Consider the following 23,385-nt stretch of genomic DNA (forward strand, 5'->3'; position numbering starts at 1 on the left):
TAATATATTTGACACACAAAAACGCAAGCGGCATGCTTTCGCCCACAACAAAGGCAGCGCCCGCGGGCGCGACGCATTCCACCCCGGAGATCCCCATGGCCTACAACCGCCGCTCGCAGAACATCACGCAAGGCGTGGCGCGCTCGCCCAACCGCTCGATGTATTACGCGCTGGGCTATCAGAAGGAAGACTTCGACAAGCCGATGGTCGGCATCGCCAACGGCCACTCAACGATCACGCCCTGCAACGCCGGGCTGCAGCGCCTGGCCGACGCCGCCGTCGATGCGATCAAGGCGTCCGGCGCCAACCCGCAGATCTTCGGCACGCCGACGATCTCCGATGGCATGTCGATGGGCACCGAGGGCATGAAGTACTCGCTGATCTCGCGCGAGGTCATTGCCGACTGCATCGAGACCGCCGCGCAGGGCCAATGGATGGACGGCGTGGTCGTCATCGGCGGCTGCGACAAGAACATGCCGGGCGGCATGATCGCGCTGGCGCGCACCAATGTGCCCGGAATCTACGTCTACGGCGGCACCATCAAGCCCGGCAACTGGAAGGGCAAGGACCTGACCATCGTGTCGTCGTTCGAGGCGGTCGGCGAGTTCACCGCAGGCCGGATGAGCCAGGAGGACTTCGAGGGCGTCGAAAAGAACGCCTGCCCGTCGACCGGCTCGTGCGGCGGCATGTACACCGCCAACACGATGAGTTCGTCGTTCGAGGCGCTGGGCATGTCGCTGCTGTATTCGTCGACGATGGCCAACCCGGACCAGGAAAAGGTCGACAGCGCCGCCGAATCGGCGCGCGTGCTGGTCGAGGCGATCAAGAAGGACATCAAGCCGCGCGACATCATCACGCGCAAGTCGATCGAAAACGCCGTCAGCCTGATCATGGCGACCGGCGGCTCGACCAACGCGGTGCTGCACTACCTGGCGATCGCGCATGCGGCCGAGGTCGAATGGACCATCGACGATTTCGAGCGCATCCGCCGCAAGGTGCCGGTGATCTGCAACCTGAAGCCGTCGGGCCAGTACGTCGCCACCGACCTGCACCGCGCCGGCGGCATCCCGCAGGTGATGAAGATCCTGCTGAACGCGGGCCTGCTGCACGGCGACTGCCTGACCATCACCGGCCGCACGCTGGCCGAGGAACTGGAGCACGTGCCCGATCAGCCCCGCGCCGATCAGGATGTCATCCTGCCGATCGACAAGGCGCTGTACAAGGAAGGCCATCTGGCCATCCTGAAGGGCAACCTGGCCGAGGAAGGCGCAGTGGCGAAGATAACCGGGCTGAAGAACCCGGTGATCACCGGGCCGGCGCGCGTGTTCGACGACGAGCAGAGCGCAATGGACGCGATCCTGGCCGACAGGATCCAGGCTGGCGACGTGCTGGTGCTGCGCTATCTGGGACCGAAGGGCGGCCCCGGCATGCCGGAAATGCTGGCGCCGACCTCGGCGATCATCGGCAAGGGCCTGGGCGAATCGGTCGGCTTCATCACCGATGGCCGCTTCTCCGGCGGTACCTGGGGCATGGTGGTCGGCCACGTCGCGCCGGAAGCCTTTGTCGGCGGCACCATCGCGCTGGTGCAGGAAGGCGACTCGATCACGATCGACGCGCACAGGCTGCTGCTGCAGCTGAACATCAGCGACGAAGAACTGGCGCGCCGCCGTGCCGCCTGGAAGCAGCCGGCGCCCCGCTATACGCGCGGCGTGCTGGCCAAGTTCTCGAAGCTGGCGTCGACGGCCAGCAAGGGGGCGGTCACCGACTGAACCCGGACATCGACGGGTCTAGAGCCGCTCACCCCGTCCGATCGATCCGATCCGAAGCCTGCGCGCCCGCGGGCTTCTTTTTTTGCGGCTTGCGCCGCGGCGTTTCCACGCTATTTCATTACCGCACCATCACGATGCCCACATACCGTTCCAAGACCTCCACCGCCGGCCGCAACATGGCAGGCGCGCGCTCCCTGTGGCGCGCGACCGGCATGAAAGACGAGGACTTCTCCAAGCCGATCGTCGCGGTCGTCAATTCCTTTACGCAGTTCGTCCCGGGGCACGTGCACCTGAAGGACCTGGGCCAGCTGGTAGCCCGCGAGATCGAGGCGGCGGGCGGCGTCGCCAAGGAATTCAACACCATCGCAGTGGACGACGGCATCGCGATGGGACACGACGGCATGCTGTACTCGCTGCCCAGCCGCGACATCATCGCGGATTCGGTGGAATACATGGTCAACGCGCACTGCGCCGACGCCATGGTCTGCATCTCGAACTGCGACAAGATCACGCCGGGCATGCTGATGGCCGCGATGCGGCTGAACATTCCGGTGATCTTCGTCTCGGGCGGCCCGATGGAAGCCGGCAAGACGCGCCTGGCCAACCCGGTCACCAAGGCCGTCGAGTTCAAGAAGCTGGACCTGGTCGATGCGATGGTGATTGCGGCGGACCCGGCCTATTCGGACGCCGACGTGGCCGAGGTCGAGCGCTCGGCCTGCCCGACCTGCGGCTCGTGCTCGGGCATGTTCACCGCCAACTCGATGAACTGCCTGACCGAAGCGCTGGGCCTGTCGCTGCCGGGCAATGGCACGGTGGTGGCGACCCACGCCGACCGCGAGCAACTGTTCAAGCGTGCCGGCCGCCGCATCGTGGAACTGGCCCGTCAGTACTACGAGCAGGAGGACGCGCGCGTGCTGCCGCGCTCCGTCGGCTTCAAGGCCTTCGAAAACGCGATGACGCTGGATATCGCGATGGGCGGCTCGACCAATACCATCCTGCATCTGCTGGCGATCGCCCGGGAAGCGGAAATCGACTTCACCATGGCCGACATCGATCGCCTGTCGCGCGTCGTGCCGCAGCTGTGCAAGGTCGCACCGAACACCAACAAGTACCACATCGAGGATGTGCACCGCGCCGGCGGCATCATGGCCATCCTCGGCGAACTCGAGCGCGCCGGCAAGCTGCACACCGACGTGCCGACCGTGCATGCGCCGACGCTGAAAGACGCACTCGAGCAATGGGATATCGTCCGCACCCGGGACGAGGCGGTCCGCAACTTCTACCTGGCCGGACCCGCCGGCATTCCGACCCAGGTGGCATTCAGCCAGAACACGCGCTGGCCGAGCCTGGACCTGGACCGCGCCGAGGGCTGCATCCGCTCGTACGAGCATGCCTTCTCGAAGGAAGGCGGCCTGGCGGTGCTGACCGGCAACATCGCGGTCGATGGCTGCGTGGTCAAGACCGCCGGCGTCGACGAAAGCATCCTGGTGTTCGAGGGCACGGCCCACGTGACCGAATCGCAGGACGAGGCGGTCGAGAACATCCTGAACGACAAGGTCAAGGCCGGCGACGTGGTGATCGTGCGCTATGAAGGCCCGAAGGGTGGGCCCGGCATGCAGGAGATGCTCTATCCGACCAGCTACATCAAGTCCAAGGGCTTGGGCAAAGCCTGTGCGCTGCTGACCGACGGCCGCTTCTCGGGCGGCACCTCCGGCCTGTCGATCGGCCACTGCTCGCCCGAAGCGGCGGCCGGCGGAGCGATCGGCCTGGTGCGCGACGGCGATCGGATTCGCATTGACATCCCGAATCGCAGGATCGACGTGCTGCTGTCGGACGAGGAACTGGCGCGCCGCCGCGCGGAGCAGGACGCCAAGGGCTGGAAGCCTGCCAAGCCGCGCCCGCGCAAGGTCTCGGCGGCACTGAAGGCCTACGCCAAGCTGGTGATGTCGGCCGACAAGGGCGCGGTCCGGGACCTGTCACTGCTGGACGATTGACCCCGTACCTGCCCGCTGCAAGGCCGCTCTTCGGAGCGGCCTTTTTTTTGCACCGCGGCACGGTTGCACCTCCGGCGCGTCGGCCCGTTTCAGACCCCGGATACCGTCCGCTCGATCAGCCTGACCATCGCGGCGCGGATCGCGGCCGGGTCATCGCCGGCATCGATCGCGAGCGCGGCCCGGTCGAACGCTGCCGACAGCAGCGTGGCCAGCGCATCGACCGTCAGCGGCGGCGGCAGGCGCGGACCCAGCGCCGCCGCCAGCCCCTCGCGCAGCGTGCGACCAGCGTGGGCCTGGTCCAGCGACAGGCTCTCGCCGGGGCCCAGCACCGCCGGACCGTCGATCAGCAGCAGCCGAGTGCGGCCAGCGACCGTCATCGCCGTGAGATAGGCCTCGCTGCCGGCGATCAGCGCCTTGCGCGCCGAGCGGGTGGCCGGCGCGGCGCGCTCGATCTCGTCGGCCACCGCCCTCGCCTCCTCCTCCAGCACCGCGCGAAACAGCGCGCGCTTGTCCTCGAAGTGGTGATAGAGCGCACCGCGCGTGATGCCGGCCGCCGCGACGATTTCCGGGGTCGAGGTGCCGGCATACCCCTTGTCGACGAACAAGGCGCGCGCGGCGGCCAGCAAGGCGCCGCGCGTAGCCTCGGTGCGTTCACGGTTGGTCCGTGGCATTTTTCTTTGCATACATACAGCCTGTATGTTATAACGACAAAAAGATACAGACTGCATGTTAATTCAATCCGGCCTTTTCCGTTTCCGTTTCCGTTTCCTCGAAGGCCGCCACACCGAATGGAGTCCGTCATGAAGATCACCAGCTTCTACCCCGTCATCCAGACCGCCGATGTGGCGGCCACGGCGGCCTTCTACCAGCAGCACTTTGGCTTCAAGGCGCTGTTCTCCAGCGACTGGTACTGGCATCTGCAGGCCGCCGACGATGCGGGCGTCAATCTCGCCGTGCTCGACTACCGGCACGAGACCATCCCTTCGGGCAGCCGCGCACCGGTGGCCGGGACCATCCTGAACTTCGAGGTCGAGGACGTCGACACGCTGTACGCGCAGCTGCAGCAGGCCGGCTTGCCGATCCGGCTGGCACTGCGCGACGAGCCGTTCGGCCAACGGCATTTCATCACCGCGGACCCCAACGGCGTGCTGATCGACATCATCAAGCCGATTCCGCCGTCGCCCGAATTCGCCGCGCAATACGACCCGCAGGCCATGCCGGGCTGATCCGGTATCGCGGCGGTATCATGGCCCCGTGATCGGCGCCCCGGACATCCGCGGACACCCACGGACACCGGCGGCCTTCGAAACCGCAAGGAGGGACCATGAGGACAGTGATGTTGATTGGCGCGCCTACCGATGTCGGCGCCAGCACGCGCGGCGCATCGATGGGTCCGGAGGCGATGCGCGTCGCCGATGTCGCCGGCGCGCTGCTGCGCAACGGGCTCGATGTCGTCGATGGCGGCAATCTGTCCGGCCCGGCCAACCCGCTGCACCCGCCGGTCGACGGCATGCGGCACCTGGACGAAGTAGTGGCGTGGAACCGCGGCGTGTTCGATGCCTGCTACGGCTGCCTGCAGGGCGGACGCTTCCCGCTGCTGCTCGGCGGCGACCATTGCCTGGCGATCGGCTCGATCAGTGCAGCCGCGCGCCATTGCCGCGACACCGGCAAGAAGCTGATGGTGCTTTGGCTGGACGCGCACGCCGACGCCAATACCGGCTCGACCAGCCCGACCGGCAATATCCATGGCATGCCGGTCGCCTGCTTGTGCGGCGATGGTCCTGCGCCCTTGATCTCGCTGAGCGGCACGGTGCCGGCGGTCAATCCCGAGCATATCCGGCAGGTCGGCATCCGCAGCGTCGACGCCGAGGAGAAACGGCGGCTGCGCGACCTGAACCTCGCGGTCTTCGACATGCGCTACATCGACGAGAACGGCATGCGCCATACCATGCAGAACGCGCTTGCCGGCATCGACGACAACACCCATCTGCACGTCAGCTTCGACGTGGACTTTCTCGACTGCAGCATCGCGCCGGGCGTCGGCACGACGGTGATGGGCGGCCCGACATATCGCGAAACGCAGCTTTGCATGGAGATGATTGCGGACACCGGCCGGCTTGGATCGCTCGATGTGCTCGAGCTCAATCCGGCTTGCGATGTCCGCAACCAGACCGCCAGGCTGATGGTGGATTTTCTCGAGAGCCTGTTCGGGAAATCGATCCTGATACGCCAGTGAGGCGTTTCCACTCAGGATCGCCAGGCCGGAAGGCTTCCCGGAGGCACCGCGAGCGGGCGGCCGCGCGCTAGCAGAGGAACACCTCACCAAGGTTCTTCGCGTATATCACGCGACGTGCCCAATCCTCGATCTGTTCCACCGGGGCGGCAAGAACCTTGGCGACGACTTCCTCGGGCAAGGGACCGAACCGATGGTCGAGCAGCGTGATCAACAGCTCGGCTTTCATTTCAGCCTTGACCTTCCGTTTGATGTCGCGCTCCAACCGGCGCGCCCACTTTCCATAGCCTTCCGACAATTCCATATCCAGCTCCATCAGGTTGTGAACGTCGTTGAGATCCAGCGCGGATGCGCTGAAGTTGGCCGCTCGCGCCACGACCCATGCGGTCAGCGCCGTGTCGAGCGCGGCATTGCCTTGTGCCAGTTCCCGGGCCAGCCGCAATGGCGCAAACACTGCGCCGACCGTCGTTGCCTGTTCGAGCCGCATCAGCACGGCGACAAGGTTGCGCTGCGTCGCCAGCTCGGATTCGGTATAGGCGGCACGGTCGATCAGGCAGTACTGCAGGCTTGGCTGGTGAGCCGCGACGCGACCGGGGACCAGCGGGATCATCGCCGCAATGTCCGTCGGTGCCCGCCATCGCGCCATGCCGTTGTAGAACACGATCGGCAACACCAGTGGATATCGGTGCCGGCCCTTGCCATGGCATCGCCTGCTGACATCGCGATAGAACATGCCGACGTAGGCGAGCATGCGCGCGGCCATGTGTGGGTCGTTGCTGCTCTGGAACTCGATCAGCAGGTAGACCGGCTGCCGCTGGCCGGGCACGCGCACGCGCCAGACCACATCGTTCAAGCCGAGACGCAGGCCGTCGGAGACATAGTTTCCGGACACCATCTCCATGGAATCGAAATCGGCCGTCTGCAGCCACGGATCCGAGACGAAGTCGCGGATCAGATCGCGGATGACTTCGCGAAAGGCAAACACCAGCTTGTACGAGGCGTCGTGATGACGGGCAGGCGTACGCAGCGCTTCGTCATTCGCCTCATCGCCGGGCTCGCATACGTTGAGACAAGTGGACCCCGGCAAGCGCCACGGCAAGCCGACGTCGAGACCGTCATGATCGGGAGGGATGCGGGAATGGCCGGCGGGACAGCCCGGAGGACCGTATAGCGGATAACGGTCGGCATGACCGGCAGGATGGCGGTGGGCCGAGTTTCGGCCTGAATGGCGCGGCGCACGCGGCCGCGACTGGCGAGCGGAGTAGTCGAGCATTTGGCAAGAGCACCTGAGGGGGCCATAGGAGGAACAACGGGACACGGCGAAAGCCGATGCCGTAAGTTGCCAGCCTATTGGCTACGGTGCTTGCCTGAAATGTCGCGGAGTTAACTGACAGGGACCACTTTAGGGTGCGTTCGAAAGCGACGTTTGAAGGGGCACGTCGAAAGGACCGGTTGGAGCGGTCTTTCAAGCGAGGACGAGGCCGCGGATCGCGGCCCCGGCTGCGACGCTACGCGCCAGCGTCCCCGCCCTGGTTGCGTTGGCCGATATCGTGGTGCGTCAGCGGATAGCCCCGCTCGCGATACTGGCGATAGCGTTCGCGCCCCGCGGCGCGATCGTCGGCATCGCCGCCGACCACTTCGATCATCCGTTCGAAGCTGGCGAACTGCAGCGGGATGCGCGTATCCAGATTGATCAGCAGTTCGTGGTGCGGCACCGCGTCGAGCGTGGCGGCCAGCACGATCGGTGTTTCCGCCGCGTGCGGGCTGTCGAGCCCGCAGTGCGGCAGGAAGTCCAGCGCCGAGAAGGTCCACAGCTGCGCATCGAGCCGCGCCAGCACGGCCGGCTCGGCATGCACGACGATCTTCTGTCCTGCTCCGTAGGCCTTGCGGATCAGCCGGCAGACATAGCCGAGCTTGTCCGGCACATTGCTGTGGAAGTCGATGCGCGTCATGGTTCGGAGATCAGCCGGCGCGGTCCATCAGGAACTGCGTCAGCAGCGGCACCGGGCGGCCGGTGGCGCCCTTGGCCGCGCCGCTCTTCCACGCGGTGCCGGCGATATCGAGGTGGGCCCAGTCGTACTTGTCGGCAAAGCGCGCCAGGAAGCAGGCCGCGGTGACGCTGCCGGCCGGGCGGCCGCCGATGTTGGCCATATCGGCGAAATTCGACTTGAGCTGGTCCTGGTACTCGTCGTCCAGCGGCATGCGCCAGGCACCGTCCATCGCCTTGCGGCCGGCCTGCAGCAGCTGGTCGGCCAGCGCGTCGCTGCGCGCGTACAGGCCGCTGTTGACGTGGCCGAGCGCGATGATGCAGGCACCGGTCAGCGTGGCGACGTCGATCACCGCTGCCGGCTTGAAGCGCTCGACATAGGTCAGCGCGTCGCACAGGATCAGGCGACCCTCGGCATCGGTGTTCAGGATCTCGATGGTCTGGCCCGACATGCTGGTCACCACGTCGCCCGGCTTGGTCGCGGTGCCACTCGGCATGTTCTCGCAGGTCGGCACCACGGCGATCACGTTCTGCTTCAGGCCCATCTCGGCCACGGCCTGCAGCGTGCCGAGCACCGAGGCGGCGCCGCACATGTCGTACTTCATTTCGTCCATGCCCTCGCCCGGCTTCAGCGAGATGCCGCCGGTATCGAAGGTGATGCCCTTGCCGACCAGCACCACCGGCGCCTGGCGCGCGCCGCCGCCGTCGTAGCGAAGCACGATGAACTGCGGCGGCTCGGCGGCGCCCTTGGTGACCGCGAGGAAAGCGCCCATCTTCAGCGCTTCGATCTGCTTGCGGCCCAGCACCTCGACCTTCAACTTGAAGCGGCGCGCGATCGAACGCGCGGTGTCGGCCAGATAGGTCGGCGTGCAGATATTGGAAGGCAGGTTGCCCAGGTCCTTGGTCAGCTCCATGCCGTTGGCGATCGCGACGCCGCGCACCACGGCCTGGTTGGCGGCCTTGACGTCGGCGGTATCGACCGCCAGCACGACCTTGCGCAGGCCCAGGGCCTTGTCGTTGTTCTTGGCGCCGTTGCGCTTCAGTTCGGGATGGCGCTCCAGCAGCCGGTAGCCGGCCTCGCGGATCAGCGTGACGGTGGTGATCACGCGCCAGGCGATATCGCGGGTCGCGCCCTCGGCGGCGCCCTGCCCGGCGGCGCGCGGTGCCGGCTGGGCCAGGCACCACAGGACATTGGCGGCACGCGTGCCGCTCAACGCACGCAATGCGGTACGTATCGCATCGGCGAATGCCTTGTCGCCGAACTCGGCCTCCTTGCCCAGGCCGATCAGCAGCACGCGGGCGGCGCCGATGCCGGCCACCTCGTGCAACATCAGCTGCGAATTGCGCTTGCCTTCGAAGTCCCCGAGCTTGATCAATCTAGCCACCAGGCCCTTGGTTGCGGCGTCCAGCGCCTTGGCAACGCCGTCCAGGCTCTGGCCCTCGAACACGCCGACCACCAGGCAGTCGGTCTTGGTCGCCAGGAAACCATTCTGGCCCGCTTTGCTCAAATCAAGGGCTTTTGTGCTAAATTCCATCGCGCTTCCTTCCAGGGGCTCGTGTAGAACGAAAGCCTCCATTATCCGCGATTTTGCTTCGCGAACTTTTGGCAGTCACTTCCGCAGCGACTGGCCGCCGCTGGCCTGCAGCGCTGACGCCGTACCCTCCGTCAGCCGCCGGCGTGCGCCGCCGCCGCGCTGGCCGGCAGCCCGGAACCGACATCGCATGATTTTTCAACAAGCCTTGCGTCGCGAGCTCGCCTACACCGCCGGCGCGGTGTTCCTGGTCATGCTGACCTTCATGCTGACCTCGCTCGTGATCCGTATTCTCGGCATGGCCGCCACCGGCCGCGCCAGCCCCAACGACGTGCTGATGCTGATCGGCCTGGCCGCCCTCGGCTACCTGGCGATCCTGCTGTGCGCGACGTTGTTCATCTCCACGCTGATCGTGCTGACGCGCTGGTACAAGGACTCCGAGATGGTGGTCTGGTTCTCGGCCGGCCTGTCGCTGCGCGACTTCATCAAACCCGTGCTGCAGTTCGCGGCGCCGTTCGTGCTGTTGGCGCTGTTCCTGGGCGCCTTCGCCTGGCCCTGGGCCAACCAGCAGAGCGCGCTGTTCCGCGACCGCTTCCAGCAGCGCGGCGTGCTGTCGATGATCGCCGCCGGCCGCTTCATCGAGCCGGCCAACGGCAATTACGTGCTGTTCATCGAGAGCATCGACGGCGATATGCGCCATGCGCGCAATGTCTTCGTCGCCAATGCCGAGGCCGGCAAGATCGGCGTGGCGCTGGCCCATCAGGGCCAGTTCGAGACCATGCCCAACGGCGACCGGCTGGTGGTGATGGAGGACGGCCGCCGCTATGCCGGCACCCCGGGCAAGCTGGACTACCGCATCGTCGAGTTCGACCGCTATGCCGTCAAGGTCGACAGCAAACCGCCCGAGAGCGACGCCAACCTGCCGGTCAAGAGCCGCGACACCATCGAGCTGCTGCGCAATCCGACCAACGAGAACCTGGGCGAGCTGATCTGGCGGCTGTCGCTGCCGATCCTCGCCTTCAACTTCGTGCTGATCGCGATCCCGCTGGCCTATGTGAACCCGCGTCTGGGCCGCTATACGCCGCTGGTGTTCGCCGTGCTGATCTACCTGACCTACAGCAACCTGATCAACCTGTCGCAGGCCTGGGTCCGCTCCGGCTCGCTGCCGTTCGGGCTGGCCTGGTGGCCGTTCCACCTGCTGGCCTTCCTCGGCGCGGTGATGCTGTTCCGCTACCGCCAGCGCTACAGCCTGGGCGGCTGGCGCGCGGTGTTCGGGCTGCGCCGCCGTACCCCGCAGGGAGACCTGGCATGAGGTTGCTGCACGTCTACGAGCGCTACTTCGGCCGGCTGATCTACGGCGTCTTCGCCTTCATCCTGTTCGCGGTGCTGGCGCTGTTCGTGTTCTTCGACATGCTCAACGAGCTGGAGAACGTAACCGGCGGCTACACCTCGCTGGTCGCCTTCTTCCACGTGGTGCTGCAGGCGCCGACGCGGATCTACGAGGTGCTGCCGATCGCGGCGCTGATCAGTGCGATCTATGTGTTCTCCCAGCTGGCGAGCCAGTCGGAGTACACCATCTTCCGCGTGGCCGGGCTCAATACGCGGCAGGCGCTGTTCTCGCTGTTCAAGCTGGCGATTCCGCTGGCGATCGCGACGTTCCTGTTCGGCGAGTTCATCGGGCCGAAGACCGAGCAGTACGCGCAGAAGGTCAAGCTCGATTCGCTGGGCGCGACGGTGTCGTCGGGCTTTCGCTCGGGCGTCTGGGTCAAGGACCGCGGCAAGGATCCGGCAACCGGCGCCGAGCTGACCCGCTTCGTCAACGTGGCGGGCCTGAAGCCGGATCAGACCATCAACGGCGTGACGATCTACGAGTTCGATCCCGACTACCGGCTCAGCGTGATCCGCGTCGCCGAGGAAGGGCGCTATCGCGGCGACCAGTCCTGGCAGCTGTCGAAAGTCACCGAGACCCGCTTCGCCGAAGCGCCGGCGCAGCCGGGCGCGCAGCGCGACGGACTGGCGCCGGCGTTCCGGGCCGAGCGCAAGAGCTTTCCCGACATGACGATGCATTCGGAGCTGACGCCGCAGATCCTGTCGGTGCTGCTGGTGACGCCCGAGCGCATGTCGACGCTGGACCTGTTCCGCTATATCCGCCATCTGCGCGACAACAAGCAGGACACCCAGCGCTACGAGATCGCGTTCTGGAAGAAGGTGGTCTATCCGCTGACGCTGTTCGTGATGATGGCGCTGGCGCTGCCGTTCGCCTATCTGCACGCGCGCGCCGGCGCGGTCGGCATCAAGGTGTTCGGTGGCATCATGCTGGGGCTGTCCTTCCACCTGTCCAACACGCTGTTCTCGCACGTGGGCCTGTTGCACACCTGGCCGCCGATCGTCTCCGCGCTGTTGCCCGGCACGCTGTATCTGCTGGTCGCGCTGACGGCGCTGCGCTGGGTCGACCGGCATTGAGCGATGGCATCGTCCGCCGACCTGCCCAGCGCCAAGCCTAACGGCAAGCCCAGCGCCAAGCCCGGCCGCCAGGCACTGGTGCTGTTCGCCCACGGCGCGCGCGATGCGCGCTGGCGCGAGCCGTTCGACCGGCTGCATGCGCGGCTCAGCGCGCGGCTGCCCGATTGCGCGGTCAGGCTGGCGTTTCTCGAACTGATGACGCCGGACCTGCCCGCCACGCTGGCGCAGCTCGCCGCGCAGGGTATCGAGGACATCCTGGTGGTGCCGGTGTTTTTCGGCCAGGGCGGCCATCTGCGCCGCGATCTGCCGGCCCTGCTGGACGATTGCCGCGCGCGGCTGCCGGGTGTCCGGATCCGCTGCGCGGCGGCGGTCGGCGAGGCCGACAGCGTGCTCGACGCGATCGCCGCCTATTGTGCGGCTGCGCTAGCTGGCGCGGCGGCTGACGCCTCCGCCAGCGACTCCACCAACGACTCCACCAGCGACTCCACCGACGATTCCGGCAACGATCCCGTCGACGGTCCCGCCAGCAAGCCCTGACGCCGCGACATCATCGCGTCGCCACGATGAACAGGCGCGGAAACGGCAGCAGTACCACGCCATCGACCTGCGCCGGATAGGCTTGCTCAATCGCCGCCGTATAGCGCGCCAGAAAGGCCTCGCGCTGTGCCGCATCGAGCGGCTCGAGGAAAGGCCGCAGTCCCGTTCCCTTTAACCATTCGACCACCGCCGGCGCACCCGCCAGCGTATGGTGATACGTCGTGCGCCAGATATCGACGCGCGTGCAGTGCGGCCGCAGCAGATCGTAGTACCAGAGCGCCGGCGGCAGCGTGGTGCGCGCGGCCGCGGCCCGCGACAGCGCCTGCGCCCACGGCCCGTCCGCGGCGACCTCGCGCATCAGCCGATGGGTCGGCTGATCGAGGTTGTCGGGCATCTGCACGGCCAGGCTGCCGCCCGGCGCAAGCCGCTGCGCCAGCGAGGGGAACAGCGTGGCGTGGTCCGGCACCCATTGCAGCGCGGCGTTGGCGAGCACCAGATCGTACGGCCCCGGATCGCGCCAGGCGCTGATGTCGCCCAGTTCGAAGCGGAACTGCGGCAGCCGTTTGCGCGCGGCGTCGATCATGTCCTGCGAGCTGTCGAGGCCGACGATCTGCGCGTCGGGATAGCGCGCGGCGAGCGCCTCGGTCGAATTGCCGGGACCGCAGCCCAGGTCGATGGCGCTGCGGACCGTCCGCGTCGGCACGGCGGCAAGCAGCTCGCGCGCCGGCCGCGTTCTTTCGTCTTCGAATTGCAGGTATTGGTTGGAGGACCAAGTCATGGCGGTGGGCTCCCGGTGGCTGGGCGGTCAGGGATGGCGCAACGATACACCCGGCGTGCCGCGCCTGCATGCAGCGGCAGCGCGCGCTGCCGCACCGCAGGAGTCGGAACCGGAGACCCGGCCGCCCCGACCCGCTGCTGGCATAATCGCCAGCAAAAAACCAGGGAAGCCCATGTCCACAACCCGAGCCGCCCCCCTCACCGGCCGTGTCTATCGCTACTACGATCTGGTGATGGTGGCCTTCGTCACCGTGCTGCTGTGCTCGAACCTGATCGGCGCGGCCAAGGCGGCGCAGGTCACGCTGCCCTGGATCGGCCCGGTGACCTTCGGCGCCGGCGTGCTGTTCTTCCCGGTCTCGTACATCTTCGGCGACGTGCTGACCGAGGTCTACGGCTATGGCCGCGACCGGCGCGTGGTGTGGGCGGGCTTCGCGGCGCTGGCCTTCGCTACCTTCATGAGCGTGGTGGTGCTGTCGATGCCGGTGGCACCGTTCATGGCCGACTATCAGAAGAGCCTGCAGGACGTGTTCGGCAACACCTGGCGCATTGCGCTCGGCTCGCTGATCGCCTTCTGCTGCGGCAGCTTCACCAACAGCTACGTGCTGGCCAAGATGAAGCTGTGGACACGCGGCCGCTGGCTGTGGACCCGCACGATCGGCTCGACGCTGGCTGGCGAACTGGTCGACTCGTCGCTGTTCTACGTGATCGCGTTCTACGGCATCTGGCCGCTGGAGAAGGTGATCCAGGTCGCAGTGGCGCAATACGTGCTCAAGACCGGCTGGGAAGTCGTGATGACGCCGGTCACCTATCGCGTGGTGGCGTTCCTGAAGCGGGCCGAGAACGAGGACTGGTACGACCGCGACACCGACTTCACGCCGTTCCGGCTGCGGGTATAGCGGGCGGGTATAGCGGGCCGGGATTGCGCCGGGGGATTGCGCTTGGGAATAGCGCCAGGGGATGGCGCCGGGAATGGCCAGGTGGAATAGCGCGGGCGATAGCGCCGACCGGAGTCGGCGCTACCGAACGTCACGGTACGCGCCGATCGACCTCGTCCAGCGTCAGCGTGGCCAGGTGGCTGACGTCGCCCCATTGCGCCACGGTCAGCCGGTAGCTGTCGCTGCGCAGGCGATTGACGCTGGCATTGAGCAGCTCGTGCTCGCGCGGCGCTTCGAGCGTCATGCCGGTGGCTTCGCGATACAGGCAGTCCAGCACGCCACCGTGCGCCACCAGCGCGATGCGCTCGCCGGGATGGCGGCGCACCAGCGCCAGCACGACTTCGATCGCGCGTTCGTGGAAGTCGCGCAGCGACTCTCCCTGCGGCGGCGCGTAATCCGGCACGCGCGCCTGCCAGCGGGCGAAGTCCTCGGGCCGCTGCTGCGCAACTTCGGCATAGGTCATGCCTTCCAGCGTGCCGTAGCAGCGCTCGCGCAGCCGCGGCTCGGACTGGACCGGCATGCCGAGCGCCTCCGACAGCGGCGCCGCCGTCTGCATCGCGCGCGACAGGTCGCTCGAATAGATGGCATCGATCGGTTCGCCCGCCAGCGAGCCGGCCAGCGCGCGTGCCTGCGCGTGGCCGGTCTCGTTCAGCGGGATATCGAGCTGCCCCTGCAGCCGCCGTTCGCGGTTCCAGGCCGTTTCGCCGTGTCGGATCACGATCAGATGGGTGATGGCCAGCAGCGACTGCGGCCCGGGCGTGAACGTCATGCCGTTTCCTTCGCGCGCGCCGGGTGCGCGCTGATTCTTGGTGTTGGGGCTGCGGCGGCGTCAGGCGGCCGACTGCGTCGCCGCCAGTTTCGGGTTCAGGGTATAGGTGCCGGTCAGGCTGGCCTGGTCGAGCACGTGGCCTTCGATCGCCTCGCGCACCTGCGCGCCGGTGAAACGGCCCTCGAGCGGCAGACGGTCCAGGTCCAGCGCATAGATCGTGAACACGTAGTGGTGCACGATCGTGTCGTTCCACGGCGGGCACGGGCCGTCGTAGCCGTAGTAGTCGCCGCTCATGTCCTTGTCGCCGGCAAACCAGTTGGTGTAGTCGTTGATGCCGTGGCGCAGGCCGCCCGCCGCCGCGGTGCCCCCTGTCGCATCCGGGCCGGGCTTGCCGCGCGCGATCACACCGTCGCTGTGCGAGCCGGCCGAAATCGTGGTCAGGCCCGGCGGAATGTCGACCAGCACCCAATGGAAGAAGTCCACGCGCGGCAGATCCGCCGGCACTTCGCGGCCTTCCTGGTTGACGTCGTCGCCGCGGCTGGGCACGTCGGGATCGTGACAGATCAGCACGAACGAGCGCGTGCCGGACGGCGCGCCGTCCCAATGCAGGTCGGGATTGCGGTTGCCGGACAGCGTGACGTGATTGGCGGCGTCCGGCACGGCAAAGGCGAACTCGCCGGGAATCGGCGCCATGTCGGCAAAGGCGTTGCTCCAGAGTCTCATGCTTGTCTCCTTGCGGTTACGGGTTGGCCGCGCGGGGCGGCGTGGATGACGGTCGGAACGGCACGGATGACGGCGACGGGGGCGGCGACGATGGCGGCACCCGCAGCCAGAACGTGACGGGGCCGTCGTTGACCAGGCTGACCTGCATCATCGCGCCGAACTCGCCGGTCTGCACCTCGGGATGGGCGGCCCGCGCCCGGGCGACGAAATGCTCGTACAACCGCCGGCCGTCCTGCGGCGAAGCCGCGGGCGTGAAGCTTGGGCGCGTACCGCTGTTGGTATCGGCGGCCAACGTGAACTGCGACACCACCAGCAGCCCGCCGGGCGTGCCCTGGCCGTCGATGTCGCGCACCGGCAGGTTCATCTTGCCGGCGGCATCGGAGAAGACGCGATAGCCGAGCAGCTTGGCCAGCAGGCGCTCGGCCTCGCTTTCGGTGTCGCCGCGTTCGGCGCAGACCAGCGCGAGCAGGCCAGCACCGATTTCGCCGGTGACGCGGCCATCGACCGTCACGCTGGCTCGCGCCACGCGCTGGATCAGGGCAATCATCGGACTGCGCCTCAGGACAGCGTCACGCGCGCGAAACGGCGCTTGCCGACCTGGACCACATAGGTGCCGGGCTCGACCTTCAGCGCCTTGTCGCTGATCTGGGTGCCGTCGATGCGCACCCCGCCCTGCTCGATATTGCGGTTGGCCTCGGACGACGACGGCACCAGGTTGGCCTGCTTGAGCAGCTGGGCGATGCCCATCGGCGCGCCGGACAGGCTGACCTCGGGGATATCGTCGGGCACGCCGCCGCGGGCGCGGTGATTGAAGTCCTCCAGCGCCTTGTCGGCGTCGGCCGCGCTGTGAAAGCGCGTGACGATCTCCTGCGCCAGCATCACCTTGCAGTCGCGCGGGTTGCGGCCCAGCGCCACTTCCTGCTTCATCAGGTCGATCTCGGACATCGGGCGGAACGACAGCAATTCGTAGTAGCGCCACATCAGGTCGTCCGAGATACTCATCAGCTTGCCGAACATCTCGCTGGGCGGCTCCGTCACACCGACGTAGTTGCCCTTGGACTTGGACATCTTCTCGACGCCGTCCAGGCCGACCAGCAGCGGCATGGTCAGGATGCACTGCGGCTCCTGGCCGTATTCCTTTTGCAGTTCGCGGCCGACCAGCAGATTGAACTTCTGGTCGGTACCGCCGAGCTCGAGATCGGACTTCAATGCAACTGAGTCGTAGCCCTGCATCAGCGGGTAGAGGAACTCATGGACCGAAATCGGAATCCCAGACCGGTAGCGTTTGGTGAAGTCGTCGCGCTCCATCATGCGGGCGACGGTGTACTTCGCGGCGAGCTGGATCATGCCGCGCGCGCCCAATGGGTCGCACCACTCGCTGTTGTAGCGGATCTCGGTCCTGGACGGGTCCAGCACCAGGCTGGCCTGGCGGTAATAGGTCTGCGCGTTGGCTTCGATCTGTTCGCGCGTCAGCGGCGGCCGGGTGCTGTTGCGGCCGGACGGATCGCCGATGGTCGAGGTGAAGTCGCCGATCAGGAAGATCACGTGGTGGCCGAGGTCCTGCAACTGGCGCATCTTGTTGAGCACGACCGTGTGCCCGATGTGGATGTCCGGCGCGGTCGGATCCAGGCCCAGCTTGATCCGCAACGGCACGCCGGTGGCCTCGCTACGCGCCAGCTTCTGCAGCCATTCGGATTCGATCAGCAGTTCGTCGCAGCCGCGCTTGGACACTTCCAGCGCGTGCATCACGGACGGTGTCAGGGGGTAGGAGGTCGCGGCGCCGGAGGATACGTCGGTCATGACTTAAGTCGTTGAAATACATGAATATTCGGGCGGACACCGGGGAACTTTTTGGTATAATCCGCCGATTCGGCCAGCCGGGAGCCATCCCGTCGGCCAACCGCCATTGTAGGCGGCAAACGAAAGACAGCCCGCGCCGCACCTCGGGGGAGGAAGGCAGACACGCACAGATCGTCGCGGCAGCGGAGCCCGAACCAAGGCAGAATTTTACGTGATGTGGTCCAGACTCCGCGAAGTTTTCGCGCGTGAGCTCGTGGTGCTCGTCGATCCGACCCATGCGCTGCATGCGCGCCGCCGCAAGCAATTGACGGCTTCGGTCGCGACCGTCTTTACGCTCGGCATGGCCGCGGCCATGGGCGTGGCACCGCGCACCGCCTACGACGATCCCGACGCGCCCCGCGTGGTCCAGGGCATGCGCCTGCCCGACCTGCGCGACCAGCTCGAGCGCCTGACCGACACCGGCGCCACCTTCGTCCGCCAGGAGCGGATGCAGCGCGGCGACACCATCGCCACGCTGCTCAAGCGGCTCGGCGTGGACGACCCCGACGCGCAGGCCTTCATCCACAAGAACCCGACCGCACGCGGCCTGTTCAAGCTCGAACCGGGTCAGATCGTGCAGGCGGAAGTGGACCAGAGCAACCTGCTTGTCTCGCTGCAGGCCAACCTCGGCGGCGACGTCTCGATCTCGCGCCAGCTGGTGATCGAGCGCGCCGGCGACCTGGCCGATCCGGACTACAAGGCACGCATCGAGGTCGTCAAGAACGAGCTGCACTACGAGATGGGCTCGGGCACGATCGGCGCCGGCGGCTTCTTCAAGGCGATGGACGCGGCCAACGTGCCCGACGAGGTGGTCGACCAGATGATCTCGATCTTCTCGGGCGTGATCGACTTCCACCACGACATCGTCAAGGGCGACCGCTTCCGCATCGTCTACGAATCGGGCTATCGCGACGGCGCGTTCGTGCGCAACGGCCGCGTGGTCGCGATCGAACTGATCAACCGCAACCAGCTGCACCAGGCGCTGTGGTACGCGCCGGACGGCAAGAACGGCGCCTACTACACCTTCGACGGACGCAGCATGAAGCGGCCGTTCCTGCGTTCGCCGGTCGAGTTCTCGCGGATGTCGTCGGGCTTCGGCGGCCGCGACCATCCGCTGCACCACCAGTGGCAGCAGCACAAGGGCGTGGATTTCGCGGCGCCGACCGGCACCAAGGTGTTCGCTACCGGCGACGGGGAAGTCGATTTCGTCGGCCAGCAGAACGGCTACGGCAATATCGTCGTCATCAAGCACCACAACGGCTACTCGACCTACTACGCGCATCTGTCGCGCTTTGCCGGCATCCAGCAGGGCCAGCGCGTGATGCAGGGGCAGCTGATCGGCTACGTCGGCTCGACCGGCTGGGCCACCGGCCCGCACCTGCACTACGAGTTCCGCCACAACGACGTGCCGCAGAACCCGTTGACGATCACGCTGATGGAATCGCCGGCGCTGACCGGGCGCGCGCGCCAGCAGTTTCTGAGCTACACCAGCGACATGCTGAGCCGGATCAACGCGCTGCGCACCTACAACGTCGCCTCCAACGGCAACTGACGCGGCACCGAGCGCACCGCCCCACGCCGCGATGTCCGCCACGCGCCCCGAACTCCTGATCGGCCTGATGTCCGGCACCAGCATGGACGGGGCCGACGGCGTGCTGGTGGACTTCTCCGGGGCCCAGCCCCGGGTTCTTGCGGCCAGCCACCAACCCTTCCCCGAGAGCCTGCGCACCGCCTTCGGCGCGCTGCAGCAGCCCGGCGACGACGAAATCCATCGCGAGGCGCTGGCGGCCAATGCGCTGGCGCGCGTCTATGCCGACTGCGTTGCGGCGCTGCTGCGCGAAGCCGCAGTGCCAGCCGACGCAATCGCGGCGATCGGCGCGCATGGCCAGACCATTCGCCATCGTCCCGGCCGTTACGACGGCATCGGCTATACGCGGCAGAGCCAGCATCCGGCGCTGCTGGCCGAGCTGACCGGCATCGACGTGGTCGCCGATTTCCGCAGCCGCGATATCGCCGCGGGCGGACAGGGCGCGCCGCTGGTGCCGGCGCTGCACCAGGCGCTGTTCGGCGTGGCCGGCGAGACCCGCGTGGTCTGCAATATCGGCGGCATCTCCAATATCAGCGTGCTGCCCGGCGACGGCGGGCCGGTGATCGGCTTCGACTGCGGACCGGGCAATGCGCTGCTGGACCACTGGATTGCCCGCCATCGCGGCCTGCCCTTCGACGCAAACGGCGAGTGGGCGGCCGGCGGCCGCATCGACGAGGCACTGCTGGCGCGGCTGCTCGACGAGCCGTATTTCAAGCAGCCTCCCCCCAAGAGCACCGGCCGCGACCTGTTCCATCCCGCCTGGCTCGACGCGCAGCTGCAGGACGCCGAACGCGATCCGCAGCACGTGCAGGCGACGCTGGCGGCGCTGACGGCCGAGGCCATCGCCGGAGACATCCGCCGCTACGCGCCGGATACGCGGCGCTTGATCGTCTGCGGCGGCGGCGCCTGCAACGGCTTCGTGATGGCGCGCCTGGCGTCCGCGTTGCCGAACGTCACGGTGCAGACCTCGGACGACTTCGGCGTGCCGGTCTCGCAGGTCGAGGCGCTCGCCTTTGCCTGGCTGGCGCGCCAATGCCTGCGCCGCGAGCCGGGCAATATGCCGACCGTGACGGGCGCCGCCGGCCCGCGCGTGCTCGGCGCGATCTATCCGCGCTGAGGCGCTGCCTTCTGCTGGCTGACTGCCCGCCCTGTGCCGGGTGAGATACTGTCGTGACCGCCCACACCAATAAAGAGGGGGAGTAGCGATGGAGATCAGCATCACACAGATCGAGGCCTACCAGCGCGACGGCGCGCTGGTCCTGCGCGGGGCCTTCGCGGACTGGGTCGAGCGGCTGCGCGAAGGATTCGAGCAAAACCTGGCAGCGCCGGGGCCGTTCGCCATCGAAAACGTACGCGCTGGCGAGAGCGGCCGCTTCTTCGAGGACTACTGCAACTGGCAGCGCATCCCCGCCTTCGCGGCCTTCATGCACGAATCGCCGGCGGCCGCGATCGCGGGACAGCTGATGCGCTCGCAGGCGGCGCAGGTGTTCCACGAGCACATCCTCGTCAAGGAACCGGGCACGGCAAAGCCGACGCCCTGGCACCAGGACCTGCCCTATTACTGCGTCGACGGCAGTCAGACCGCCAGCTACTGGATCCCGCTGGACCCGGTCACAACGGCCAACACGCTGCGCGTGGTACTGGGCTCCCACCGCTGGCCCAGGCTGGTGCGGCCCAAGCGCTGGGCCAGCAACGACAATTTCTACGCGGGTGACGATGCGTTCATGGAGATGCCGGACGTCGAGGATGGCTCGCACCGGATCCTGACGCCGGAACTGGAGCCGGGCGACGCGGTGGTGTTCGACTTCCGCACCGTGCATGGCGCCGCCGGCAATACCGGCAGCGGACGCCGGCGGGCATTTTCGGCGCGCTTTCTCGGCGATGACGTGCGCTATGTCGATCGGCCCGGGCGCACGTCCCCCCCTTTCCCGGGCATCGGGCTGGCCGATGGGGACCGTATGCGGGAGGACTGGTTTCCGGTGGTGTGGCGTGCGGGGCAGTAAGGCCCGCGGACCCGGCCGGCAACGCTGCAATGCAAGCGGGCAACAAAAAGCGCACCCGAGGGTGCGCTTTTCGCTGAGGCGGACTGGCGTCAGACCGAGAACGACGAGCCGCAACCGCAGGTGGTCGTGGCGTTCGGGTTCTTGATCACGAACTGGGCGCCATTGATGTCTTCCTTGTAGTCGATCTCCGCGCCCACCAGATACTGGTAGCTCATCGAATCGATCAACAGCGTGACGCCGTTCTTGACCATCGTGGTGTCGTCTTCATTCACTTCCTCGTCGAAAGTGAAGCCGTACTGGAAGCCGGAACAACCGCCGCCCTGCACGAAGACGCGCAGTTTCAGATCGGCATTGCCCTCTTCCTCGATCAACTGCTTGACCTTGTCGGCGGCGCTGTCGGTAAAGACGAACGGGGCCGGCACGTCCTCGGTAATGGGTGCCTCTGCGACTGCGTTCATGGGGTTCTCCTATTTAGATACGCCGGTATTCTAAGCGCACTGGAAAGATCGTGCCGATCCCCCATCGATTCAAGGGGCTCTGTGCACGCGCGTTTCCGGTACGCGCGGCCTCATCAGGCGCTTTCCTCGCTGCCTGCGGCCAGTTTCAGGTTGGGCAGCGCCTTGGGCTCGGTGTTCCCGAGCGGAACCAGGCGGCCCTCGACAATCGCGCCCTGGTGCATTTCCAGGGCCGCATAGTGCACTTCGCCTTGCACGCGCGCCTGCGGCTGCAATTCCAGCAGCTCGGCCGCATGCACTGGACCCGTCACGGTGCCGTTGAGCACCAGGTGGCCGACCTTGACCTCCCCTTCCACCACGCCGGTCTCGCTGACGACCAGCATGCTGGGTTGACCGGCCACGGCGAGCACGTTGCCGCGCACGCGGCCATCGAGGCGCAGGCCGCCCGAGAAGTGCAGGTCGCCTTCGACGACGGTCTGGCGACCGATCAGGGTGTCGATCGTCAACCCTTTCTTCTTCGAAAACAGCATCGCGGCCTCACTGGGAAACTTGGGAAAGCGCCATTGTATCCATGACGATGCATTGTGCGGCCAACTGCCCGTACCACCGTGATGTAGCAACAACGCTCCGGGTAACGCCTGTCAGGCGTGGACGCCCAAAACAAAAACCGCACGACTGGCGTGCGGTTTTTGCTGGCTGCGCAAGCTGGGAAGGATCCCGGCTTGCCCGGCGCATCAACGCTTCGAGAACTGCTTGCGACGACGTGCCTTGTGCAGACCGACCTTCTTACGCTCGACTTCACGCGCATCGCGGGTGACGAAGCCGGCCTTGGACAGCGCGGACTTCAGCGTGGCGTCATAGTCGATCAGCGCGCGGGTGATGCCGTGGCGCACCGCACCGGCCTGGCCGGTTTCGCCGCCGCCGGTCACATTGACCTTGATGTCGAAGGTCTGCGCGTGAGCGGTCAGCTCGAGCGGCTGGCGCACGATCATCAGCGAGGTTTCGCGGGCGAAGTACTCGTTGATGGGCTTGCCGTTGACGACGATGTCGCCCTTACCCGACTTGATGAACACACGTGCCACAGCGCTCTTGCGGCGGCCAGTACCGTAATTCCAATTTCCGATCATGGATGGCCCCCTTAGATTTCCAGCGCCTTGGGCTGCTGCGCTTCATGCGGATGCTCGGCTTCGGCGTAAACCTTCAGCTTCTTGATCATCGCATAGCCCAGCGGACCCTTCGGCAGCATGCCCTTGACAGCCTTTTCCAGGGCGCGGCCCGGGAAACGCTGTTGCATCTTGCCGAACGTGGTTTCGTAGATACCGCCCGGGTAGCCCGAGTGACGGTAGTACTTCTTGTCGGTTTCTTTCGTGCCGGTGACACGCAGTTTGGCCGCGTTGACGACGATGATGTAGTCGCCCGTGTCGACGTGCGGAGTAAATTCCGGCTTGTGTTTGCCGCGCAGACGGCGTGCCACTTCGCTGGCGACACGGCCGAGGACTTTGTCCGTCGCGTCAATCACGAACCAGTCGCGCTTTACCTCATGAGGCTTGGCGGAAAAGGTTTTCATGATCTTTCCTGAGACTTGTAGAACCTGCCCGTAACATGACTTGCGTCGTCGGCCGGCCCTTTGGACCTGACCTTCCTGCTTGTGTGTGCAGGCTCTCCCTGAGTTCTTCTTCCGCGGGCATGACGGAAAAGCCCTCGATTATACTTGCGGTTCGCCGCCCGGCACAAGCAAACAATGCGTTTGCCGTCAAGGGATTGAGTCACGCAGTGTCCTG

The 23,385-nt window shown here is 66.6% G+C and carries 24 protein-coding genes; 11 read left to right on the top strand and 13 right to left on the bottom strand.

Annotation, left to right across the window (positions count from 1 at the left end):
• Window positions 1-95 precede the first annotated feature (95 nt).
• Window positions 96-1,769 carry a dihydroxy-acid dehydratase gene (ilvD, locus tag HTY53_RS12190; RefSeq protein WP_174106833.1) on the top strand — a complete coding sequence of 558 codons (1,674 nt, stop codon included), beginning with the start codon at window positions 96-98 and terminating at the stop codon, window positions 1,767-1,769.
• A gap of 134 nt (window positions 1,770-1,903) precedes the next feature.
• On the top strand, window positions 1,904-3,763 hold the full coding sequence (gene ilvD / locus HTY53_RS12195) for a dihydroxy-acid dehydratase (RefSeq protein ID WP_174106834.1): 1,860 nt from the start codon (window positions 1,904-1,906) through the stop codon (window positions 3,761-3,763).
• An 89-nt stretch (window positions 3,764-3,852) separates the two neighbouring features.
• Here the strand turns inward: ilvD (HTY53_RS12195) and HTY53_RS12200 are convergent, their stop codons facing one another.
• Window positions 3,853-4,434, bottom strand: a complete 582-nt coding sequence (locus tag HTY53_RS12200) for a TetR/AcrR family transcriptional regulator (RefSeq protein WP_217435596.1) — start codon at window positions 4,432-4,434, stop codon at window positions 3,853-3,855.
• A gap of 129 nt (window positions 4,435-4,563) precedes the next feature.
• Between HTY53_RS12200 and HTY53_RS12205 the strand changes: the two genes are divergently transcribed.
• On the top strand, window positions 4,564-4,989 hold the full coding sequence (locus HTY53_RS12205) for a VOC family protein (RefSeq protein WP_174106836.1): 426 nt from the start codon (window positions 4,564-4,566) through the stop codon (window positions 4,987-4,989).
• A 98-nt stretch (window positions 4,990-5,087) separates the two neighbouring features.
• Window positions 5,088-5,999 (top strand): arginase, encoded by a 912-nt coding sequence (gene rocF / locus HTY53_RS12210; protein ID WP_174106837.1) that lies wholly within the window; start codon window positions 5,088-5,090, stop codon window positions 5,997-5,999.
• A 67-nt stretch (window positions 6,000-6,066) separates the two neighbouring features.
• Here rocF and HTY53_RS12215 read toward each other — a convergent pair whose 3' ends face one another.
• From HTY53_RS12215 to HTY53_RS12225, 3 genes are all read right to left on the bottom strand, one after another.
• A complete protein-coding gene (locus tag HTY53_RS12215) occupies window positions 6,067-7,269 on the bottom strand; it encodes an Rpn family recombination-promoting nuclease/putative transposase (protein WP_174106838.1) in 1,203 nt (400 codons plus the stop codon).
• Window positions 7,270-7,504: 235 nt separating this feature from the next.
• Window positions 7,505-7,948 (bottom strand): DNA polymerase III subunit chi, encoded by a 444-nt coding sequence (locus tag HTY53_RS12220; protein WP_174106839.1) that lies wholly within the window; start codon window positions 7,946-7,948, stop codon window positions 7,505-7,507.
• Between the two features lie 10 nt (window positions 7,949-7,958).
• On the bottom strand, window positions 7,959-9,518 hold the full coding sequence (locus HTY53_RS12225; protein WP_174106840.1) for a leucyl aminopeptidase: 1,560 nt from the start codon (window positions 9,516-9,518) through the stop codon (window positions 7,959-7,961).
• A 187-nt stretch (window positions 9,519-9,705) separates the two neighbouring features.
• Between HTY53_RS12225 and lptF the strand changes: the two genes are divergently transcribed.
• From lptF to HTY53_RS12240, 3 genes are read left to right on the top strand one after another with little or no spacing between them, the layout of a single operon-like run.
• Window positions 9,706-10,827: an LPS export ABC transporter permease LptF gene (gene lptF, locus HTY53_RS12230; RefSeq protein ID WP_174106841.1), complete on the top strand. Its 1,122-nt coding sequence runs from the start codon at window positions 9,706-9,708 to the stop codon at window positions 10,825-10,827.
• Window positions 10,824-11,978, top strand: a complete 1,155-nt coding sequence (gene lptG, locus HTY53_RS12235) for an LPS export ABC transporter permease LptG (RefSeq protein ID WP_174106842.1) — start codon at window positions 10,824-10,826, stop codon at window positions 11,976-11,978. Before lptF ends, lptG begins: the two co-directional genes overlap by 4 nt.
• Before the next feature lie 3 nt (window positions 11,979-11,981).
• Window positions 11,982-12,515 (top strand): sirohydrochlorin chelatase, encoded by a 534-nt coding sequence (locus HTY53_RS12240; protein WP_174106843.1) that lies wholly within the window; start codon window positions 11,982-11,984, stop codon window positions 12,513-12,515.
• Between the two features lie 10 nt (window positions 12,516-12,525).
• On the opposite strand, the gene tam is transcribed toward HTY53_RS12240, so the two are convergent.
• On the bottom strand, window positions 12,526-13,293 hold the full coding sequence (gene tam / locus HTY53_RS12245; RefSeq protein ID WP_174106844.1) for a trans-aconitate 2-methyltransferase: 768 nt from the start codon (window positions 13,291-13,293) through the stop codon (window positions 12,526-12,528).
• A 172-nt stretch (window positions 13,294-13,465) separates the two neighbouring features.
• Here tam and HTY53_RS12250 point away from each other — a divergent pair, with 172 nt between their 5' ends.
• A complete protein-coding gene (locus HTY53_RS12250) occupies window positions 13,466-14,188 on the top strand; it encodes a queuosine precursor transporter (protein ID WP_174106845.1) in 723 nt (240 codons plus the stop codon).
• Between the two features lie 130 nt (window positions 14,189-14,318).
• On the opposite strand, the gene HTY53_RS12255 is transcribed toward HTY53_RS12250, so the two are convergent.
• Genes HTY53_RS12255 through tyrS form a run of 4 tightly spaced genes read right to left on the bottom strand, consistent with a single transcriptional unit; the run spans window position 14,319 to window position 17,519 of the window.
• Window positions 14,319-14,996, bottom strand: coding sequence for a histidine phosphatase family protein (locus HTY53_RS12255; RefSeq protein ID WP_174106846.1), 678 nt, complete (start codon window positions 14,994-14,996; stop codon window positions 14,319-14,321).
• Between the two features lie 60 nt (window positions 14,997-15,056).
• On the bottom strand, window positions 15,057-15,719 hold the full coding sequence (locus tag HTY53_RS12260; protein WP_174106847.1) for a YbhB/YbcL family Raf kinase inhibitor-like protein: 663 nt from the start codon (window positions 15,717-15,719) through the stop codon (window positions 15,057-15,059).
• Window positions 15,720-15,735: 16 nt separating this feature from the next.
• Window positions 15,736-16,266 carry a D-aminoacyl-tRNA deacylase gene (dtd, locus tag HTY53_RS12265; RefSeq protein ID WP_174106848.1) on the bottom strand — a complete coding sequence of 177 codons (531 nt, stop codon included), beginning with the start codon at window positions 16,264-16,266 and terminating at the stop codon, window positions 15,736-15,738.
• A gap of 11 nt (window positions 16,267-16,277) precedes the next feature.
• Window positions 16,278-17,519 carry a tyrosine--tRNA ligase gene (tyrS, locus tag HTY53_RS12270; protein WP_174106849.1) on the bottom strand — a complete coding sequence of 414 codons (1,242 nt, stop codon included), beginning with the start codon at window positions 17,517-17,519 and terminating at the stop codon, window positions 16,278-16,280.
• 214 nt (window positions 17,520-17,733) lie between these two features.
• Here tyrS and HTY53_RS12275 point away from each other — a divergent pair, with 214 nt between their 5' ends.
• From HTY53_RS12275 to HTY53_RS12285, 3 genes are all read left to right on the top strand, one after another.
• Window positions 17,734-19,110 carry a M23 family metallopeptidase gene (locus HTY53_RS12275; RefSeq protein ID WP_174106850.1) on the top strand — a complete coding sequence of 459 codons (1,377 nt, stop codon included), beginning with the start codon at window positions 17,734-17,736 and terminating at the stop codon, window positions 19,108-19,110.
• Between the two features lie 31 nt (window positions 19,111-19,141).
• Entirely contained in the window at window positions 19,142-20,263 is a 1,122-nt protein-coding gene (locus HTY53_RS12280; protein ID WP_174106851.1) for an anhydro-N-acetylmuramic acid kinase, read from the top strand.
• Between the two features lie 88 nt (window positions 20,264-20,351).
• Window positions 20,352-21,149, top strand: a complete 798-nt coding sequence (locus HTY53_RS12285; protein ID WP_174106852.1) for a phytanoyl-CoA dioxygenase family protein — start codon at window positions 20,352-20,354, stop codon at window positions 21,147-21,149.
• 89 nt (window positions 21,150-21,238) lie between these two features.
• Here HTY53_RS12285 and erpA read toward each other — a convergent pair whose 3' ends face one another.
• From erpA to rplM, 4 genes are all read right to left on the bottom strand, one after another.
• On the bottom strand, window positions 21,239-21,607 hold the full coding sequence (erpA, locus tag HTY53_RS12290; protein ID WP_006576927.1) for an iron-sulfur cluster insertion protein ErpA: 369 nt from the start codon (window positions 21,605-21,607) through the stop codon (window positions 21,239-21,241).
• 113 nt (window positions 21,608-21,720) lie between these two features.
• Window positions 21,721-22,134 carry a bactofilin family protein gene (locus tag HTY53_RS12295; RefSeq protein ID WP_174106853.1) on the bottom strand — a complete coding sequence of 138 codons (414 nt, stop codon included), beginning with the start codon at window positions 22,132-22,134 and terminating at the stop codon, window positions 21,721-21,723.
• 204 nt (window positions 22,135-22,338) lie between these two features.
• On the bottom strand, window positions 22,339-22,731 hold the full coding sequence (gene rpsI / locus HTY53_RS12300) for a 30S ribosomal protein S9 (protein WP_006576929.1): 393 nt from the start codon (window positions 22,729-22,731) through the stop codon (window positions 22,339-22,341).
• Window positions 22,732-22,742: 11 nt separating this feature from the next.
• Window positions 22,743-23,171, bottom strand: coding sequence for a 50S ribosomal protein L13 (gene rplM, locus HTY53_RS12305; protein WP_006576930.1), 429 nt, complete (start codon window positions 23,169-23,171; stop codon window positions 22,743-22,745).
• Window positions 23,172-23,385 lie beyond the last annotated feature (214 nt).

Origin of the sequence: Cupriavidus gilardii (assembly GCF_013314895.1) — a bacterium.
Classification (GTDB): Bacteria; Pseudomonadota; Gammaproteobacteria; order Burkholderiales; family Burkholderiaceae; genus Cupriavidus; species Cupriavidus gilardii_C.